The sequence below is a fragment of the Microcystis sp. M49636_WE2 genome, assembly GCF_030065375.1.
Classification (GTDB): domain Bacteria; phylum Cyanobacteriota; class Cyanobacteriia; order Cyanobacteriales; family Microcystaceae; genus Microcystis; species Microcystis aeruginosa_C.
In genome coordinates this window covers 1-4,522 of sequence record NZ_JASJFG010000241.1, presented here as the reverse complement: position 1 = coordinate 4,522, position 4,522 = coordinate 1, and the positions used below count along the sequence as shown (strand labels likewise).

2 protein-coding genes and 1 pseudogene are annotated in these 4,522 nt (G+C 38.3%); 2 read left to right on the top strand and 1 reads right to left on the bottom strand.

Annotation, left to right across the window (positions count from 1 at the left end):
* Positions 1-45: 45 nt before the first annotated feature.
* Both PX484_RS05795 and PX484_RS05790 read left to right on the top strand, forming a co-directional pair.
* Positions 46-1,410, top strand: a complete 1,365-nt coding sequence (locus tag PX484_RS05795; RefSeq protein ID WP_287766496.1) for a DUF1822 family protein — start codon at positions 46-48, stop codon at positions 1,408-1,410.
* A gap of 32 nt (positions 1,411-1,442) precedes the next feature.
* Complete coding sequence (locus PX484_RS05790) at positions 1,443-4,040, top strand: ABC transporter substrate-binding protein (RefSeq protein ID WP_288103127.1); 2,598 nt, start codon at positions 1,443-1,445, stop codon at positions 4,038-4,040.
* Positions 4,041-4,091: 51 nt separating this feature from the next.
* Here the strand turns inward: PX484_RS05790 and PX484_RS05785 are convergent.
* Positions 4,092-4,382 (bottom strand): annotated as a pseudogene (locus PX484_RS05785) (IS1 family transposase); the annotation flags it as partial.
* Positions 4,383-4,522 lie beyond the last annotated feature (140 nt).

Genomic DNA, 4,522 nt, shown 5'->3' with positions numbered 1-4,522 from the left:
TTTGTCAGTCCTACTTAACTCAAATCTAATCTGTTAGGAGATACCATGAAAGTCAACCTCGATATTTTGCAACAAATTAACCCGAAATCCCTTTGGCTAACTTTTTCGGAAACAGAGATTAAACAAGCTCGATCGATTCTCAGTCAATACTCTAATCAAACCGCCAAAAATCAGGCTTTGATTAATTACTTGGTGCAAATATGCTTAAGCAATTGGCTGAAAGATAATCTTGATTGTTCCATTCAAATAATACCCGAAAACCATCAGTATCTTTGGGAGTTTATTAACGGGTTTACTTGGCAAATTCAAGATAAAAAAGTGACTACTATTCCCAGTCAAGCGATTGACATTGAGGGATTGACAATAGAGCAAGAATGGGTTGATATTCCCGATTTAGCGGCAGATTTTTATCTAGGGGTGCAGGTAGATTTAGCAGAAAAATTTCTCAATATCTGGGGTTTTATATCCAGAAAAGATGTTAAAAATCTCGCAGAATACGATTCAATTTACCATCAATATTATTTGGACAGTGAGCAAATTATTGATGATTTAGATATTCTTTGGCAGAGTTGTTTAGAGGGAGAGAGTGAACAAGGAAAACTCGAATCTTTAGCAAACTTATCGCCAGCAACAGCAGAAAATTTAATTAAAAAGTTAGGTCAAGTTTCACCCTATTCTCCGAGATTAGATGTTAGTTTTCAGCAATGGTTAGCTTTGTTGAATAATCAACAATGGCGAGAAAAACTTTATCAGCAGCGTTTAGAGGTAATCCCCACAAAACTGGGTCAATGGTTGCAGGGAATTATTACAGAGAAATGGCAGGAAATCCTCAGCACTATCGACAATTATCGTCCAATTAATCCGGGTTTTTTGTTGGCTGCTGAAAAAGTCAGCAGCCGAGAATCTCCAGCAGATATTCAGCGAGAAATTAGACAACTGTATGCTAGTCAAAAAGAGGTGGAATTTTCGGAACATTTAACCCCAGAGGAAGCTTTAGCAAAACTACAACATCAAACCCAAGATGACACTATTCGCTGGCAAGCGGCCGAATATCTCTGGAATATTGATCCTCATTATCCCAATGCTGCTATCCGCAAAATGCTCGATGTGGGTAGTCAATTAATGGGTTATAAAATCGCTTTAATGGTGGGAGTTTTATCGACCAGTCACCAGAGAATTGCTGTCTTAATTCGTGCCTATGCCATGGACAATTTTGCCAAGCTACCCCCCGGTTTATCTTTGCAAATTAGCGATGAAATAGGCCAATTAATCCCCAGTTTAGAAGCAATAGCAAGGGAGAAACCCCTAGATAGCTATCTGCAACTTTATTTTCTAGCTGATGCCGACGATCGCTTTAATGTTAACCTAAGTTTAGGGGATAGTAGCATTACCGAGCAGTTTAGTATTTAATAGAGATAGCAGAAAATGTCAAGGGTAAAGACATGAGCAGAGTTGTGATTTTGAAAATTGGTGATGGCAGTTTTGAAACGGGATTTTCCGTCACTCTAGAAATTCGTGACAATCATCTCTTGATAGCACCTTTTGCTGAGGGGAAATTAGTCCCGAGCCTTGACATTGCTGCCGCTTTGCAAAATTATCGTCGAGCTTATTATCATTGGGTAGAAAGTCAACCCAGTTTAGGAATTACCGTTCCTCATAGTATGATCACCCATGCAGCGGTAGGTGATCCTAGAGACAACCTCAGAAAAGCCACTCAAACTTTAAAAGATAGCTTAAATGAATGGCTAAATTCCAGTTCTCTGAGTTCGATACAAAATCGTATCTTGTTCCATATAGGTACTGAGTCAGAAGTAAGATTTTTTATCCAAACTACCCACTTTGATTTACAACAAATTCCCTGGGAGTGTTGGAATTTTTTACGGGATTGGTGGAATGATGTGGAAATTGCTCTTACTATCCAGAGAAATCCTCCGATAATTAACCTTACTCCTCCGATTAAGGTTTTAGTAATTTTGGGTAATATTGACATCGAAAACGAGCGTAATTCCCTGTGTTTATCCAGTTTGCAAACGGCACTAGGAAACCCAGATAAGGTTTATATACAAATATTAAGTCCTAGTTCAGAAGTTCCTCTTTCAACGATAAATATTCAGAATGAGTTGATCAAAAATCCATGGGATATTGTAGTTTATTTAGGTCATAGTCAAACCAGTAGCGACGGACACGATGGAGTTTTTATCATTGATAATGATACGGCTTTATCTCCTGAACATAACTTAAGAAATTCCCTAAAAATAGCTGTTAAAAAAGGTTTAAAACTTGTTATCTGTAATTCCTGCGATGGGTTAGGTATTGGTCGTCAGTTGGCTAATATCGGAGTACCCCATATTATTGTTATGAAAGAACCCATCGCCGTGCGGGTTGCTTTGAGATTTCTAGAAGTTTTTCTTCCCAATTTTCTTGAACATAAATCCCTACAAGAATCCTTAACAATCGCTCGACAAGAATTAAGATTACACGAATTTGAGGTGGATGCTGCTAGTTCTTCTTTGCTGCCTCGTTTGATAGAAAATCCTGAAGAACCACCGTTAATTTTACCTTTACCCCCTGAAAATAAGGGAAAAAATCATGAGCCAAGTTGGCCTGTACGTCTATTGCGTCACTGGAAACAAGCTCTGTTATTTATTTTAAGTATTCTGGTAATTTTATCAGTTTTATATTGGGGAGGAGTATTTTCCGATGATGCTAGTAAATACCCAGAAATTAGCTTAGGTGAAGAAATATTATTAAAGACAAACCGACAAGATAACATTATTGAACAGGGAAGACAAGCTTTTAAAAACAAAGAATATAAACAAGCAATTCAGCTTTTTAAACAATCCCTTGATCGCTTGCCCAATAATCCAGAGATTCGCATCTATTATAATAACGCTCGTGCGGCCTATCAAGACAGAAATCCCTTAAAAATTGCCACCAGTGTTCCTCTTGGTAATAATCCAGAAATTGCTCAGGAAATTTTACGAGGTATTGCTTTATTGCAACAGGAGTTAAACGATGAACAGGCCAACAACCCCGATTTTCACTTTCTACAGGTACTGGTCGCTAATGATAATAATAGCCCCGAAGATGCCAAAGATCGAGCCGAAAAATTTGTTAAAGATCCGTCAATCATAGCAGTGGTTGGTCATAATGCTTCTGCTGCTAGTGAAGCGGCCAAAGATATCTATGTACCAGGGAAAATTGTTGCCCTATCTCCCACCAGCTTTTCCCCGAAAATCTCTGGCAATGGCTATATATATAAAATGGTTCCCGATCTGGAAACTTTTGCCACAACCTTAAGTGAATATATCCGCGAACAAACTGACAAGCTAATTATCCAAAACCCCACTAATTTAATTTGTTACGATAATCGCTCTGGGGATAATTATAACTTCGCTCAAAAATATAGAAACATTCTTCTCGGTCAGCAGTTTCAAAAAGTCATTAAAGATGCAGATTTTGACTGCAATATCGAACCAAAAAATAATTTAGATCAAGAGAAAATTTATCAAAAAATCGCTCAATACCAAGTAAATATTCTCATGGTTGCTCCCTATATTGACGATCTGAAAAGAGCCGTCAGTATCTTTAAGCAACGTCCCGCACAACAGTTAAACTTAGTAACTTTAGGTTCACCCACTTTTCAAAGTTATCTCACCCTTGCAGAAGGTAAACAAGGAGTAGAAAATTTAGTTATCACCGTGCCTTGGTATGATCTCAAACAAGATAATTATATCCACAGTTTTTGGCAAAATAAGATCAATGTTTGGCGCACTCCCATGGCCTACGATGCGACTAAAGTTATCCTCACCGCTTTGCGACAGTTATACCAACAAGGACAAAAATTCGCTCGAGAATCATTAAATCAAGTTTTAAGAAACGATTTTTCTATCGAAGGAATGACTGGCACTGTTACATTTGATCAGAATGGTGTCCGCAACATGAATAATAATCCTGATGATCGCCGCTACTTGATTCTACAGGTCAAAAATGGTCAATTTGTCCCCCTCGCTCCCATTAAATCTGCCGGTCCACTCTAAACCGGTGGTGATTCGGTAGTAGTGATGGCGGCTTAATCCTTTGCTTTGCTGTGCATTGTAGTCATGAATAAAATACCAAAGGGCTCCCCAACGTGATTCTCCATTTTTTTAGAGAAAGATAGACTCTCTCTCACCAGCCGAGAAATCCTTTGTTGAAAGGTATTATTTAATCTTTCAATAGGATTAGTTTGACCAGTTTCTTTTCCGACCGGTCGATGACGTTTACTAGGAATTACTGTCTTATAGGACTCCCAAAAGTCTGTGTAAGCAACCGCGCATTGTCGGTAAACACCTGGTAAACTAGCCCCAAAGTTTTTTAGCTGATTGACGACTCCTATCTCCGCGCATAGCAACCAATAATTTCTGGCTCTTCGGTTTGTGTTATGCAATGGACGGGGGTTATAAGGGATGGAACCCTTATATAGAAAGGCATTTAGCGATTTTTGTCAATTGTTTTTTATCTAGAGCGAACTAATCAATTA